Source organism: Rhizobium sp. NZLR8 (assembly GCF_019685025.1).
GTDB lineage: Bacteria > Pseudomonadota > Alphaproteobacteria > Rhizobiales > Rhizobiaceae > Rhizobium.
On record NZ_JABDVY010000006.1, the window covers coordinates 20,128 to 34,532 of the forward strand.

The 14,405-nt window shown below is 62.0% G+C and carries 14 protein-coding genes and 1 riboswitch; of the genes, 3 read left to right on the forward strand and 11 right to left on the reverse strand.

Annotated features, from left to right (window positions below):
• Window positions 1-146: 146 nt before the first annotated feature.
• From HJB89_RS15170 to HJB89_RS15205, 8 genes are all read right to left on the reverse strand, one after another.
• Window positions 147-1,316, reverse strand: a complete 1,170-nt coding sequence (locus tag HJB89_RS15170) for a M20 aminoacylase family protein (protein WP_207581631.1) — start codon at window positions 1,314-1,316, stop codon at window positions 147-149.
• A 92-nt stretch (window positions 1,317-1,408) separates the two neighbouring features.
• Window positions 1,409-2,914, reverse strand: a complete 1,506-nt coding sequence (locus HJB89_RS15175) for a tripartite tricarboxylate transporter permease (RefSeq protein WP_221150149.1) — start codon at window positions 2,912-2,914, stop codon at window positions 1,409-1,411.
• 9 nt (window positions 2,915-2,923) lie between these two features.
• The gene (locus HJB89_RS15180) at window positions 2,924-3,385 is read right to left on the reverse strand and encodes a tripartite tricarboxylate transporter TctB family protein (protein WP_221131801.1); all 462 of its coding nucleotides are present in this window, start codon (window positions 3,383-3,385) and stop codon (window positions 2,924-2,926) included.
• Between the two features lie 212 nt (window positions 3,386-3,597).
• Window positions 3,598-4,581 carry a tripartite tricarboxylate transporter substrate binding protein BugD gene (locus tag HJB89_RS15185; RefSeq protein ID WP_221150151.1) on the reverse strand — a complete coding sequence of 328 codons (984 nt, stop codon included), beginning with the start codon at window positions 4,579-4,581 and terminating at the stop codon, window positions 3,598-3,600.
• Between the two features lie 211 nt (window positions 4,582-4,792).
• Entirely contained in the window at window positions 4,793-5,242 is a 450-nt protein-coding gene (locus HJB89_RS15190; protein WP_207581635.1) for an SRPBCC family protein, read from the reverse strand.
• A 167-nt stretch (window positions 5,243-5,409) separates the two neighbouring features.
• A complete protein-coding gene (locus tag HJB89_RS15195; RefSeq protein ID WP_207584368.1) occupies window positions 5,410-5,733 on the reverse strand; it encodes a helix-turn-helix transcriptional regulator in 324 nt (107 codons plus the stop codon).
• A gap of 156 nt (window positions 5,734-5,889) precedes the next feature.
• Window positions 5,890-7,248: a sigma-54 dependent transcriptional regulator gene (locus HJB89_RS15200; RefSeq protein ID WP_207581636.1), complete on the reverse strand. Its 1,359-nt coding sequence runs from the start codon at window positions 7,246-7,248 to the stop codon at window positions 5,890-5,892.
• Complete coding sequence (locus HJB89_RS15205) at window positions 7,245-9,038, reverse strand: sensor histidine kinase (RefSeq protein WP_259669560.1); 1,794 nt, start codon at window positions 9,036-9,038, stop codon at window positions 7,245-7,247. The genes HJB89_RS15200 and HJB89_RS15205 overlap by 4 nt, the downstream gene beginning before the upstream one ends.
• Before the next feature lie 191 nt (window positions 9,039-9,229).
• On the opposite strand from HJB89_RS15205, the gene HJB89_RS15210 reads away from it, so the two are divergent.
• Window positions 9,230-9,892 carry a sulfite oxidase-like oxidoreductase gene (locus tag HJB89_RS15210; RefSeq protein ID WP_207581637.1) on the forward strand — a complete coding sequence of 221 codons (663 nt, stop codon included), beginning with the start codon at window positions 9,230-9,232 and terminating at the stop codon, window positions 9,890-9,892.
• Here HJB89_RS15210 and HJB89_RS15215 read toward each other — a convergent pair.
• From HJB89_RS15215 to HJB89_RS15225, 3 genes are read right to left on the reverse strand one after another with little or no spacing between them, the layout of a single operon-like run.
• Window positions 9,877-10,509, reverse strand: a complete 633-nt coding sequence (locus HJB89_RS15215) for a hypothetical protein (protein ID WP_221150152.1) — start codon at window positions 10,507-10,509, stop codon at window positions 9,877-9,879. The two genes, HJB89_RS15210 and HJB89_RS15215, sit on opposite strands and share 16 nt — an antisense overlap.
• A 51-nt stretch (window positions 10,510-10,560) precedes the next feature.
• The gene (locus HJB89_RS15220) at window positions 10,561-11,307 is read right to left on the reverse strand and encodes a CbtA family protein (protein ID WP_207581639.1); all 747 of its coding nucleotides are present in this window, start codon (window positions 11,305-11,307) and stop codon (window positions 10,561-10,563) included.
• 13 nt (window positions 11,308-11,320) lie between these two features.
• Window positions 11,321-11,530 carry a CbtB domain-containing protein gene (locus tag HJB89_RS15225; protein ID WP_065692515.1) on the reverse strand — a complete coding sequence of 70 codons (210 nt, stop codon included), beginning with the start codon at window positions 11,528-11,530 and terminating at the stop codon, window positions 11,321-11,323.
• Between the two features lie 13 nt (window positions 11,531-11,543).
• Window positions 11,544-11,686, reverse strand: a riboswitch (adenosylcobalamin (AdoCbl) riboswitch).
• Between the two features lie 77 nt (window positions 11,687-11,763).
• Here HJB89_RS15225 and HJB89_RS15230 point away from each other — a divergent pair.
• Window positions 11,764-12,318, forward strand: coding sequence for a histidine phosphatase family protein (locus tag HJB89_RS15230; RefSeq protein ID WP_207581640.1), 555 nt, complete (start codon window positions 11,764-11,766; stop codon window positions 12,316-12,318).
• Window positions 12,319-12,770: 452 nt separating this feature from the next.
• Complete coding sequence (locus HJB89_RS15235; RefSeq protein ID WP_207581641.1) at window positions 12,771-14,342, forward strand: bifunctional diguanylate cyclase/phosphodiesterase; 1,572 nt, start codon at window positions 12,771-12,773, stop codon at window positions 14,340-14,342.
• The last annotated feature ends 63 nt before the right edge of the window (window positions 14,343-14,405 follow it).

Below are 14,405 nucleotides of genomic sequence, written 5' to 3' on the forward strand. Positions count from 1 at the left end.
TCCAGCGATTGCACGGTGTGCCGTGCCACCGCAAACGCGGGTCTAAAGCGCGTCGGATTAGACTTGATTCATGTGACGCGCTTTAGCTCATTGTTTTTATGCATGTCGTTATCCCGAAACCGCTGCACACTTCCGGGCGACATGCGTTAAATCCTCAACTCCCGCTCCACTAACGCCACCCAGTAAGCCGCCCCATATCCAAGCGCCCCATCGTTGAAATCATAAGCTGTGTTGTGATGCAGCGCCCCATCCACTGCTGGCCCGTTGCCGAGCCAGGCGTAACAGCCCGGCGCATTCTGCGCGAAGAAGGCAAAGTCGTCGCCTGCCGTGGACGGCGGAAAGCTTGTCCGCACCTTCCCGCCGAATACCGAGCCGGCCGCGGCGAGCGCCCGCGCGGTTGCATTCGCATCGTTGATAACAGGCGGAATCCGCCGCTCGAATACGTAGTCGACGGCAACCGCGTACATAGCCGCAGTGCCATGCGCCAACCGACCGATCTCGGTCTCCAGCTGATCGCGTACCTCGGGTGAATAGGCCCGCGCCGTCCCGCCGATCTCCACGATATCGGGAATGACATTCAGCGCCTTCGGGTCACCGGCCTGCAGGGAACACGCGCTGACGACGGCCGGCTGCAGCGGATCGACCACCCGTCCGACGATGGTCTGCAGCGATGACAGGAAGGTGCCGGCGGCCGTGATCGGATCGCGGCCGAGATGCGGCTTGGCGCCGTGGGTGCCGATGCCGCGAAAAGAGATGCGCCAGCTGTCGGAAGAGGCGAGCTGCGGCCCCTCGACCACGGCGATCTGGTCAATCGCAAGTCCAGGCATGTTATGCAGCCCGTAGACGGCATCGCAGGGGAAAAGTTTGAACAGCCCCTCCTCGACCATGCGCCTTGCCCCGCCTCGCCCTTCTTCCGCCGGCTGGAAGATGAAATGCACCGTGCCGGAGAAGCCTCGCGTCGCCGCAAGATGCCGCGCGGCACCGAGCAGCATCGCCGTATGACCGTCATGGCCGCAGGCATGCATCTTGCCGGGCACCGTCGATCTATAGGGCCGCTCCGCCGTTTCAGGCATGGCGAGCGCATCCATATCGGCCCTGAGCCCGATCCGGCGCGTGCCGTTGCCGACCTGCAACGTGCCGACCACACCGGTACCGGCCAGCCCGCGATGCACGCCGATGCCAGCCTCTTCGAGAAGTCGCGCGACGATACCGGCAGTGCGCTCCTCCTCGAAACCGAGTTCGGGATGGGCATGCAGATCGCGGCGCAAGGCCGTGAGGAACGGCAGATCGTCCTTGATCCGGGCGGGAATGCTCATGGGCCTGGAAATCCCTTCATGCGAAACGGGCGCCCAACCGGCGCCCGCGTCAGATCATCCCTTGTTTATCAAACGGTTCGCAAATTCAATCATCAAGTCTCTTCGACGAACACCTCTTCGCGCTTCTTCTTCACGCTTGGCAGGAAGACGATGATAAGCACGGCAAGCGCGATGGCCAGAAGAGTGGCGCTGATCGGCCGTGTGACGAAGATCGTTGGATCGCCGCGCGACAGAATCATCGCACGTCGCAAATTCTCCTCGAGCAGCGGTCCGAGCACGAAGCCGAGCAAAAGCGGCGCCGGCTCACAGCGAAGCTTTGCCAGCACATAACCGATGAGCCCGAAGAAGGCGACGGCATAGAGGTCATAAACATTGGCGTTGACGCTGTAGACCCCGATCGAGCAGAAGGCCATGATGATTGGGAAGAGCACGTAATAAGGCACGGTCAGGAGTTTCACCCAGAGCCCGATCAGTGGCAGGTTGAGGATGACCAGCATCAGGTTGCCGATCCACATCGAGGCGATGATGCCCCAGAACAGCGCCGGCTGCTCGGTGGCGACGTTCGGGCCTGGCACGATGCCCTGGATGATCATCGCGCCGACCATCAGCGCCATGACGGGATTGGCGGGAATGCCGAGCGTCAGCAGCGGAATGAATGAGGTCTGCGCCCCGGCATTATTCGCCGATTCCGGTCCGGCGACACCGGCAACCGCGCCCTTGCCGAATTCCGCCGGCGTCTTCGAAATCCGCTTTTCCACCGTATAGGAGGCGAAGGAGGCTAGGATCGCGCCGCCGCCCGGCAGAATGCCGAGCGCCGAGCCGATCACCGTGCCGCGAATAATCGGCGCGATCATCTCCTTGAATTCCTGGCGAGAGGGCAAAAGGCTGGACACCTTGGCCATCAGTACCGTGCGTGTCGACTCGCCCTCGAGGTTGCGCAGGATTTCCGCCACCCCGAAGACCCCGACCGCGAGCGCCACAAAGTTCAACCCGTCCGCATATTCACGGATGCCGAGCGTGAAGCGCGGCGTGCCGGTATAGATGTCGGTGCCGACGAGACCGAGCAGCAGCCCGAGTGCCACCATCGCCAGCGCCTTGACGACCGAGCCATGCGCGAGAGCAATCGATGAAACGAGGCCGACGATCATCAGCGAGAAATATTCCGCCGAGCCGAATTGCAGCGCGATCGCGGTCAGCGGCGGCGCGAAGATCGCAACGAGGAAGGTCGAGACCGTGCCAGCGAAGAACGAACCGAGCGCCGCGATCGCAAGCGCTGCCCCCGCCCGTCCCTTGCGCGCCATCTGGTAACCGTCGATCGCGGTGACGGCGGAGGAGGATTCACCCGGCATGTTGATGAGGATCGCCGTGGTTGAGCCGCCATACTGCGCGCCGTAATAGATGCCGGCGAGCATGATCAGCGAGGAGACCGGTTCGAGCTGGAAGGTGATAGGCAAGAGCATGGCGATCGTCGCCGTTGCGCCGATGCCGGGCAGCACGCCGATCAGCGTGCCGAGCAGCACGCCGATCAGGCAGAAGAGCAGGTTTTCCGGAGTGCCGGCTGTCGCAAAACCGAGCGCGAGATTGCTGAAAAGATCCATCATCGCCTCCTAGAACCGGACCCAGGGGCCGAAGCGCTCGAACGGCAGCCCGAGCCCGTAGCTGAAGACCGCCACCGAAAAAACCGTCAGCAGCAGCGAAAGAATGATAGCGAGCAACACATTCATCTTTTGCGATGCGAAGCAGGCGACGAATGCGGCGAAGAACAGCGCCGGCGCAAATCCGAGCCCGCGCACCGTCAACCCGAAGAACACCGGCGCCGGCAGGATGAAAAGCATGCCGCGCCAGGCGAAGGGATCGATCGGCTCACCCTCGACCCGGAGGGCCTGAATGAAGATGACGGCGCCGAGAAGCACGAGCACGCAGGCAAGCACCAGCGGAAAATAACCCGGCCCCATTCGCACTGCCGTGCCGAGGTCGAGCCCCAGCGACTGGAGGGCGAAGAAGGCGCCGGTCGCGACGAAGAGCGCTCCGCAGATCGCATTGGTGGTATCGAAACTGATGGATTTCATGGTGTCTCCTGGAATTGGAGATGGAGCGTCGTTACTGCAGCAATTACCGCTCATCCGCCTTCCGACACCTTCTCCCCGCAAGCGGAGAGAAGGGGATATGCCGCAAACCTCTCAGCTTTGCCACCATTGTAATGGGCAAGTCCCCTCTCCCCGCGTGCGGGCAGAGGATTAGGGTGAGGGGCTCATCCGGCATGTCCTGGACGAGACAAGTCTCAGTCCGCATATTCGCCGGCAGCCTCGATCACCGGCTTCCAGCGGGCAATCTCGCTTTCGAGCTTGGCCTTCAGCGCAGCCGGCGTCGCATCGGCATCCGAGGATGGCGCCGTGCCGAGTTCGGCGAAGCGTGCGGCGACATTCGCGTTCTTCAGCGCGACCTGCAGCGACTTCGACAGACGTTCGTTGATCGCGGCCGGCGTGCCCTTCGGCGTGTAGATGCCGTGCCAGATGCCGACTTCAAAACCCGGAAGGCCGGCTTCGACTGCAGTCGGAACGTCCTTCAGCACGTCGAGGCGGTTGGGCGAGGTCACGGCATAGGCCTTGATGGTGCCGCCCTGGATCTGCTTCGTCGTGTTGGTCGTCTGGTCGCACATGACGTCGACCTGGCCGCCGAGCAGATCGGTCATGGCAGGGCCGGTGCCTTTGTAGGGCACGGTCGTCAGCGGTGTCTGGATGGCGCTCATCAGCATCATACCGCAGAGATGCGAGGCCGCACCGATGCCGGCATTGGCGACCGTCACCTTGTCCTTGTTGGCCTTGATGTAATCGATCAACCCCTTGAGGTCTGTCGGCTCCAAGTCCTTGCGTGCGACGATCGTCATCGGCACCTCGGTGACGAGGCCCACATAATCGAAGGCGCCGAGCGGGTCATAGGCGAGCTTGCGGTAGAGCGTGGCGCTGGTCGCCATGCCGATATGGTGCAGCAGGACGGTGTAACCGTCGGGATCGGCACTCGCCACGCGGCGGGCGCCGAGCGTGCCGCCGGCGCCGCCGACATTTTCGACGACGATCTGCTGGCCGAGATCCTTCGACATGGATTCGGCGACGAGGCGCGCCACGGTGTCCGTCGGGCCGCCGGCCGCAAACGGCACGACCATGGTGATGGTGCGCTCGGGATAGGTCTGCGCCGAAGCGACGCTGACGAGAAGAGAGACCGCGGCAGCCGCGGTCAGGCCGAGCATGGCCTTCTGGATTTTCATCGTTTCCTCCCTGATGAAATAAGCAAGCCCGCCGCCGCATCCTCCGCGCCGGTTCGGATCACTCATTTGCCGCCAGGAAAAATCGACCTGCAATCATCGCCAACGCTTTCGAAAGACGATTTTGCGATAGTGCGATGCGGCATGGGTCCATTTGGAAACAAACGGCCTGCGCAATGGGTGGAAATCCACCCATTGCACCATGACCACCGGCTTATTTTTTGGGAGGCAGCACGACTTCACCGGTCTCGATCAGCGACTTGAGGTTGGAGAGAATGCGTGGCCAGCCGCCGGAAACGGCATCGATGAGCTTGGAGTTCTCGACTGCGATGGAATGGGTGACCGTCAACTTGGTGGCCGTATCATTGACCGGCTCGATCTCCATCACGCATTGCGAATAGCCCTCGGCCTTCAGCTCGGGCATGAACTCGTTCCGCCACTTCAATACGAGCCGTTTCGGCGGATCGCATTCCAGGATCTCGCCGGTGTCGGCGACCGATCCGTCCTCAAACAGAAGCTTCCAGGCAGCGCCTGCCCTCCACTCGGTGTCGAAATGTGCGCCGAGCCAGAATTTCTTCATGAATTCGGCTGTCGTCAACGCCGCCCAAAGCTGCTCGGGCGTCGTGCGGATAAAGGTGACATAGTTGTATGTACTGCCAGCCATGATGATACTCCCTTGTCGCCAGGACAAGAACAGGATGATTCTAGGCCGGGTCGGCCTAAAATCTGAATCCTGCTCTCAATTAGATAGTTAGAGCATGATGTCGTCCGAAAACCGCTCACACTTTTCGGCATCGTGGTCTAAGTACTCCCGATGGCCAGGCCGCGGATCTAGTTGCCGCCCTTGCCTTCGAGGGTCTTCTTCAGATCGGCGAGCGCATTCAGCTGCTGCCGCTCGAATTTGTTGATCCAGCGTTGCGCGATCTCGTTGATCGGCACGGGATTAATGAAATGCAGCTTCTCCCGACCTTGGCGCTGCGACGAAACGAGGCTCGCCTCCTCCAGGATCGCGACATGTTTGGCCACTGCCTGGCGCGTCATGGCGAGCCCTTGGCAGAGCTCGGCCAGCGTCTGGCCGCTTCTGGCATGCAGCCGGTCGAGCAATTGCCGCCGGCTCGCATCCGCCAGAGCCCGAAAAACCGCATCGTCATCCATGTCTTTATACGGAACCATCTGGTTGCCTGTTATTGTTTATAGGCAACCAAACAGTTGCCTGTCAAGCGGCGATTTATCGATTGCGAACCACCCGCCGACGCTGGACAGTGAAATTGAAATCGGGAAACCTCGTCCGGCAACCACGCCGCGCTCGGCTCAAGGCTCGCGCTGGACTTCGCCGGATATCTCCGTCGCCAACAGCTTCTTGTCGAGCCCGTATTTCTGCATCTTCTCGTAGAGAGTCTTCCGCGAGATGCTGAGCGATTCATAAACAGGTCTCAGGCTTCCGCCATGAGCAACGAGAGCGCTGGCGATCACGCCGCGCTCGAATTCGGCGACGCGCTCGGCCAGCCCCACCGCCTCGCCCGCCTGCCGCCCACCGCCATCGAGGCCGAGCACCAGACGATCGGCGGCATTTCTCAATTCGCGCACATTGCCCGGCCAGTCGCGCTGGGCGATGTCGGCGATCACATCAGGCAGCACGACCATCTCGTCGCGGCCGTAGCGAGCAGCTGCCTCCCGCACCAGCTGCAGGAAGAGCAGCGGAACATCCGCCCGCCGCTGCGACAGTGATGGCACATGCAGCGTCGCGACATTCAGCCGATAGAAGAGGTCGGCCCGGAAGCGTCCGGCCGCCACCTCCGCCTCCAAGTCGACCTTGCTCGTGGCGATGAAGCGTACGTCAAGCGCCACGACCTCGTTCGAGCCCAGCCGCGAAATCACCCGCTCCTGCAGCACCCGCAGGAACTTCGCCTGCAGGTCGATGGGCATCGAGCCGATCTCGTCAAGCAGGATCGTGCCACCGCGCCCGTGTTCGAATTTTCCGTAACGCGGCCTCACCGCGCCCGGAAAGGCCCCCACCTCATGGCCGAAAAGCTCACTCTCGATCAGGTTCGCCGGCAGCGCGGCACAATTGATAGCGATGAACGGCCGGCTCGCCCTGGCGCTGATATCATGGAGCGCCCGCGCCACCACCTCCTTGCCGGCCCCGGTCTCGCCGACGATAAGGGTATCGGCATCGGTCGCCCCGATCGCGCGAATGCGGTAGCGCAGATCCACGATCACCTGCGTGCGCCCCGGCAGCCGCGCCTCGATATCGTCGCGCTTGCCGGCGACCGCCTTCAGCAGCCGGTTTTCGAGCACGAGGCCGCGCCGCTCCATCGCCCGGCGGATGACGCCGGCGAGCATCTCGGGGGTGAACGGCTTCTCGATGAAATCATAGGCGCCTTCGCGCATCGCTTTCACCGCAAGCTGAACGTCGCCGTGGCCGGTGACGAGAATGACCGGCACCTCTGGGTCGAGTTCGCGGATCTTCTGCATCAGCGTCATGCCGTCCATGCCGGGCATGCGGATATCGCTGACGACGACGCCGGGAAAGCTGTAGCCGATCAGCTCCAGCACATGATCGCCGTTCGAAAAGGTCTCGACACTAAAGCCGGAAAGCTCCAGCGCCTGCGCTGTCGAGCGGCGCAGTTCCTCCTCATCGTCGACCAAAAGGATCTTCGCATCGTTCATTCCGCCGCCTCCGGCATCAGCCGTGCCGCCGATTGTAGCTCGATGCGGAATACCGCGCCTCCTTCGGGATGATCGGCAGCAGTAAGGCTGCCGCCGAAATCCTTGATGATGTTGTAGGAGATCGAAAGCCCGAGACCGAGCCCTTTGCCAACGCCCTTCGTCGTGAAGAAGGGATCGAAGATGCGCTCGGCGATGGCCGCCGGTACACCTGGCCCATGGTCCCGCACGGTCAGTACCACTTTGCCGGCCGCCTCGAAGGCCGAAACCTCGATGCGTCTGTCATCCAGCCCTTCGACCGCATCGGCCGCGTTGGAAATCACATTCACCAGCACCTGCTGCAGCCGCACCGAACCGGCGCGCACGATCGGCGGTCGGCTACCCAAATCAAGCCTGAGTTCGGCATCGGCCGCCTTCAGCCGCCAGGCGATGATCTCGAGCGTATCATGCATCGCCTCGTCGAGAGAAACCGACCCGAGCTTCTCGTTCGGTTTGCGCGCAAAATTGCGCAGGTGCCGGCTGATTGCGGCCATGCGGTCGATCAACCCGCCGATCCGCCGGATATTGTCCCCCGCCTCCTCCGTCCGACCGCGATCGATGAGAACGGAGGCGCTGTCCGTATAGGTCTTGGCGGCGGCGAGCGGCTGGTTGAACTCGTGCGACAGCGCAGCTGACATCTGCCCGAGGCCGGCAAGCTTGCCCGCCTGGATGAGATCGGCTTGTGTCTGACGGAGCTGCTGCTCGGTCAGACGCCGTTCGGCAATCTCTTCTTCTATGCGGCTGTTGACGCGGGCAAGATCGGCCGTGCGTTCCTCGACGCGCCGCTCCAGCTCGTTGCGAGCTTCAGCCTGCATCTGCATGCGCTCGGCCAAGCGCGCCCTCCGCTGCCGCAGAACAGCAACCGCGAGCCCGGCAATGCAGAGGACGAGAAAAACCGCCGCAAGCGCGGTGCGCGCCTGGGTGCGGATGGAACTCGTCTCCATCAGCACGTTCACCGTCCAGTCCTCGGCCGGCATGTAGTGCGACAGCACCAGATATTCGCTCGAACCGCGCTCGCCAGTGAGCGTCATCAGCTCGTGCGGCTCAAGGCGCTGGCGGGTCACTGGCAGTGCCGTCAGCCTGGCATTGGCATAACGCCGCGACGCTTCCGTTCGCGCGATGCGGTCGGCCGTCAGCGGCAGGATTGCACCGTAGAGCCATTCCGGGCTGCCGGACATGAAGATGATGCCCTCCGGATCGGAGACGAAGATCTTGTATTCGCCGCCGCCCCAGGAGGATTCGATCATGTCGATATCGACCTTGAAGACGATGACGCCGCGAATATCCGCGCCGGCCCGGATCGGCGCAGCGAAATAATAGCCCCGCTTCAGCGAGGTGGTGCCGAGCGCATAGAACCGCGCCTGCCGGCCTTCGATCGCCTCCTGGAAATAGGGCCGATAGCTGAAATTCTGTCCGACGAAGCTTCCCGGTCCATCGTAATTGCTCGCCGCGATCGTCTCTCCGTCCGGCTTGACCACATAAATGTCGGAGGATTTCAGCAGCCCGTTGATCTCCTTGAGATAGAGATTGGCCGCGCCGCGCAGTGCTGCATCTTCAGGCGCACTCACCAGTTCCTTGATATCGTCGTGATCGGCGATCAGCGCCGGAAGCGCCTCGTAGCGGTTGAGATGACCGCTGAGCGCCGAGACGGCAAGGCGCAGCGCCGTTCTCGCCTGCGCCGAAGCTTCCCCCATATAGGCGCGCGTCGCGATCGCGCCTCCATAGGTGAAGAAGACGAAGATGATCAGCGGCATCACCAGCAGCGCCGCTATCGCACGATATCTCGAAGACAGATCCTGCTCCTCCCCTTTCTGCCTCCACTCCCCAGTGAGGCATACCCGACGGCACAAGTCTAATAATACCCACAGTGATTTCCAAGGGCCCGTCGAAACTTGACACCCGGCAAAGGCCGATGTCCTATTGCGGCATCGTAGGGAACCCGATCATGAGCGACGACCAGACGCCCGCCGACAGCAAGCTCACCAGCTCCAAGCGTCGATGGGCGGCTGAAGGTAAATTCCTGACCGGCCGCATCAGCCGTCCCGAAGCTGAGCGCCTGCCGCCCGGCCAGCACCTCGTCAAAAACTGGCCGGTGCTCGATCTCGGCCAGCAGCCCGTCATCTCCACGAATAGCTGGCGTCTCGAGCTGCGCGGCCTCGTCGAAACGCCGCTCACCCTAACCTGGACCGACTTCCAGGCGATCGAGCAGAGCACCAAGGTCAGCGATATCCACTGCGTCACCACCTGGTCGCGCTACGACAACAAATGGAAAGGCGTTTCGACCCGCGATCTGCTCGATCGCGCCATGCCAAAGCCCGAAGCCGGTTACGTCATGCTGACGAGTTATGACGGCTATACCACCAACCTGCCGCTTGCCGATTTCGCCGCCGAGGATGCGATCCTTGCGACATCGTGGGAATGCCTGCCGCTGACGCCGGATCACGGCGGCCCGATGCGCCTCGTCGTACCGCATCTCTATTTCTGGAAAAGCGCCAAATGGCTGCGCCGCATCGAGCTGATGCCCGCCGACCAGGCCGGCTTTTGGGAAAAGAACGGTTACCACATCTATGGCGATCCGTGGCGCGAGCAGCGCTATTCCGACGATTGAGCCTTCGGCCGCAGAAAGCGGCCCAGCGCAAACGTCACAAGGGCGAACAGAGCGGCGAGCCCCGTCAGCGACGCCATGCTGGCGGGATGAAACGGCACTTTGCTCCAGCGCGGCTTGACGACATCGGCTGTGTTGAAGGCCTCGCCGCTGAACCTGCAAGTGATGAGCGCCAGGCTGCGCCGCACCATGTCGGCATCGACCGCGGAAATGATTTCATTAGCCGCAACGGCCTCCCGCGGCATCTCACGCATCTCAAGCAATACCGCCTTGGCCGCCGCGAGATAAGCATGAGCACATTCGTTGAACGGGCTCTCCTCGTCGCTCACGCTGCCCGGCATCCGCCCCCAGAGACAATAGGAATATTGGATTTCGGCATAGTTCAGAACGCGCCGGAACAGCTCGTTTGTATCAGTCGCGCGTGACGCCAACCCGACAATTTCGCCGCGGTAGTCTGAAATCACCGCCATCTCGCCATGCGAGATTTCCGGGATATCGAGGCCGGTATCGCTGCCGCCGACGCTGCGGCTATGGGCAAGCGCGTTTTCGCCAACCGCACAAAACCAAGCGGCGGCGGCAAACGCCGTCGACAGAATCGATATGGTTTTGCTGCTTTTCATACTCGCTCGAAAAACTTGAGGGCGCCGGCAAGGCGGCGCCCCTCGATGCGTTCAGTGAAATGCCGGTGCCGGTCGAGCCCGCTGCCCGCCCTTCACGGCAAGCAGCTTTTCCGCCAGCGCTCCGAAGCCAAGACCGAGCGTTGCCCAGAGGATCACCTGCATGCCGAGCGAGGTCGTGCGGAAACGCCAGAGCACCATCGCCGAGAACTTCTCCGGCACTTCGTTGATCGACGGCAGCAAATAGAGCACCAGGCCCATGAAGACGAGATAGGTGATGCCGGCGATGATCGCCCCGTTCCACAGACCGAAACGCTCGGAAAGGCGCCGCGACAGCGCCACCGCGGCAATCAAAGCAGCGATCGAGACGACGATCATCAGGAAGAACAGCTCGGTCCTGACGCCGATCGTATCGGGATTGCCGACCGCCGGCGGATTGGCCGGATACTTGATACCGGGAACGACGACGATCGCCACGAAGGCGGCAAGGGCGATGACCGCCGAGGTGCCGCGTGCCGAAAGCCTGCTGATGCGGCCGTGCACGAAAGCGAAAGCGAGCGCGAAAAGCCCGCCGACGGCAATGCTGTAGGCCATGACGCCGGTGAAGAGGCCAAGACCGGCCTGCGTGGCACGGCTGACGATCTCAGGTTCGGCAGCTTCGCCCGCCGCCTGGGCGCTCGCCTCCTCGAAGGCGATCGCCGCATCGACCAGCGGCTCGCCGAAGATATGCGCGAAAGCAAAAACCAGAATGCCAGCGATCAGCCCCGCGAGCATGCCGCGAAGTAGAAGATTTCCGACCATGTCAGGATCCCCCTTAGTGGCAGGGAAAGCCGAGGAGATGACGGCCGTCATGCACGAATTCGTGCACATACATGCCGTTGAACAGCGCCATCGCGCCTTCCTCGGTGCCGACGAAATAGATGGCGATCAGCATCAACAGGCCGCCGAAGATCGCCCAAGGCAGGATTTCTCCTACCGGGATTGGCGCCGGTGCCGCGACGGGCGCAAAAGTGGTGTCAGACATGTATTCCTCCGGGAATGACGCGTTCAGTCGAAAGAGTGCTTATGCGGCAGGGTCTGACTTCCAGCGCGAAGAACCTTCGACACGCTGGTCACAGCGGCGCGACCGTGCCGGATTTACACCGGCTTCCAAACCCGCAACAGCACGGTTATATCTGCAGGCCGAAGAGCCTGTCAACGAAACTTCATGAAGCGGCGAAGGGCTGTTCCCACCGCTATCCGGAGATCGCAACGACCGTGAATACGCGACTTATCTGGATCTGCCACGGCGCGACGGCAGCGAGCCGCAAGGCCCTGTTCCCGCTCGATGAACCGCTGGACAACAAGGCCGCGGAAGAAGCGGCCAGGATGACCGCCCTGCCCCGCGCCGATCGTATTGTCACCAGCCCGGCTTTGCGCGCCCGCCAGACGGCCGAAGCCCTCGGCCTCGACGCCCGGATAGATCAGGCGCTTCGCGACTGCGATCACAGGCGCTGGGCCGGCAGGTCGATCGCAGCGATCGAGGCAGAAGAGCCGGAGAACCTCATGGCCTGGATGTGCGATCCTGAAGCGGCTCCGCACGGGGGCGAGAGCCTTGTTGATCTCAGAACACGTGTCGGCGGTTGGATGGACAATGAATCCGCTCTCGGCGGCCATGTGATCGCCGTCAGCCACGCGGCCGTCATCCGAGCGGCGATCGCGTACGTACTTCAGGCGCCGCTCTCCTCCTTCTGGCTCGTCGACGTCGAGCCGCTTGGCATTGTTCGCATGACCAGCAATGGACGGCGCTGGTCTCTGCGATTCCAGCATTAGCGATCCCTCATTTTATCCAGCCTTACACAAGCAAATCGCGTCATCTCTATTGAACCCGGTTCTACCGGGACTACTTCCTTGTCCCAAGGAGATGGAAGACATGACATATGACTGGAGTGGGGAGCGCACGCGGCGCCTGCGTTTGGTGCGTGTCGCCACAATTGCGGTTCTGGTCGGTCTCATCGTCAGCGTACCGCTGCTGATCGTTACCGCCTGAAGCACGAAAAGGGCGAGCGGTGCCACGGCACGCTCGCCTTCGTTCTTTCCCCCGCCTGCCGGTCTGCAACCACGACGACGATCGCGCTCAGCGTTTTACCCGGTTCCGCGAAAGCGCCCTCAGTCCCTCCACGGCACAGCCATAGGCTGCCCCTCTGATAATTCGCCTTCTGGTTTCAACGAACATTTCAGACTTTCATGATTACTTCGGCGCGGGTGGAGTCGGAGAAGACCATATGCCGGTGTTTTTCCAAAGCAAGGCCGGAAGGCAATGCGTGTCGATTGTCGGGCTTGGGATAACCCTCTGGCTCCTCGGCGCGCTGTTGCAGCTTGACGACAGCCTTGTCTTCTTCATGACCGGTTTCGGCGAATACGGCGCCGACAAGCTCGTTCTGGCGCTCGGTATCGCCGGCGCCATGAGCTTCATCTATTCGGTGCTGCGCATCGCCGACCTGCGCAAGGAAACCGAACTGCGCGCCGCCGCTCAGGCGAAGGCCGATTGGACCGCCACCCACGACCATCTGACCAAACTGCCGAACCGCTACGCCTTCGAGCGCAAGATTCTCTCACGGCCAGTCAAGGACGACGAGTACGAGGTCGAAGAGTGGAGCCGCAACGTCACCATCTTCTCCGTCGATCTCGACGGCTTCAAGAAGGTCAACGATCTCGTCGGTCACAAGGGCGGCGACGTTCTGTTGATCGAGGTTGCCAGACGGATCTGCGCGCTCGGCAACGCCGATTGCGTCTATCGCTTCGGCGGCGACGAATTCATCATTGTCGCCTTTGCTCTGACGGCGCAGCGCGAGGAGCGTTTTGCCAGGCTGCTGATCCAAGCCGTCACCCGGCCGATCCATATCGATGGTTTTGCCGTCGAAGTCGGCGCCAGCGTCGGCTATGACCGTTGGGCCGAGCGAGCCGAACCGCTGGAAGATGCCGCTCATCGTGCCGACCTCGCCATGTACGAGGCGAAATCTCGAGGACCCAACCACTATTTCGTTTTCGAACCTGCAATGCAGGACAAGGTAACGGAACGCGCTGCACTGGAAACCCGGCTGCGCGCGGCAATCGCCAATAAGGCGATCAAACCCTTCTATCAGCCGCTGATCGACCTGAAGACCGGTCAGCTCTGCGGCTTCGAGGCGTTGGCGCGTTGGATCGGCGACGATGGCGTCAACATTCCGCCTCCGGTCTTCATCGATATCGCCGAGGAAACCGGCATGATCACTGCGCTGTTCGAGGATCTCCTTGCTCAGGCCTGCAGCGATGCACTCACCTGGCCCGAGCATGTGACATTGTCTTTCAACGTCTCGCCGGTCCAGATGGAAGACAGGCTGTTGACCTCGCGCATTCTCAAGGTGCTTTCGGCAAGCCGGCTGCCGCCGCAGCGCCTGGAAGTCGAGATCACCGAGAACGCGCTGATCCAGGATCCGGCCATCGCCGCCGTGATTCTCGACGAACTGCACGCCGCCGGCATCCAGATCGCACTCGACGATTTCGGCACGGGCTATTCGAGCCTGGCCCAGCTCGCCCGCTATCGTTTCGACAAGATCAAGATCGACAAAAGCTTCATCGCCACCTATCGCGACGACGAACGTCAGGAAAAAATCGTCCGCGCCATGCTCGGACTCGGCAGGAGCCTCAACATCAAGACGACCGCTGAGGGCGTCGAGGAGCACGGCCAGCTCGCCTTCCTGCTGCAGCTCGGCTGCGACATCGGCCAAGGCTATCTTTTCGGTAAGGCGATGCCCGCCGCCGAGGCGGGCATCTTCATCAGCGATCGTAATGCCAGTCTAGCCTCAACGGCCTGACGTTATGCCTACCTTTTTGACGCAATTCCGGACGGAAAACTGCTTCGCACTTTTCCTGGAATT